Annotated in this window: 1 protein-coding gene; it reads left to right on the top strand. The window is 73.3% G+C overall.

Features of this window, described 5'->3' with window-relative positions:
• Positions 1-362 (top strand): thiolase family protein (locus AC1DBX_RS20740; protein WP_476932678.1); only part of this gene is annotated, 362 nt, incomplete at both ends.

Genomic DNA, 362 nt, shown 5'->3' on the forward strand with positions numbered 1-362 from the left:
GAGGCCACCGAACGGCTCCGGGAGAAGTACGGCGTGACCCGCGAGCAGCAGGACGAGTTCTCCGCCGRCTCCCACAACCTCGCCGCCGCGGCCTGGGACGAGGGKTTCTACGACAACCTCGTCGTCCCGGTCCCGGGCACGGACCTGGTCCGCGACGAGGGCATCCGTCCCGGGTCCTCGGCGGAGAAGCTCGCCGGGCTCAAGACCGTGTTCCGGACCGGGAACGGCACCGTCACGGCCGGGAACGCGTCCCCGCTCTCCGACGGCGCGTCCGCGGCGTGGCTGGGCAGTGAAAAGGCCGCCGGGATCCTGGGCCTGGAGCCTTTGGCCCGGATCGCCGGGCGCGGCGCGCACGCCAACGA

It is taken from the genome of Arthrobacter sp. 10N44_2 (assembly GCF_056394385.1).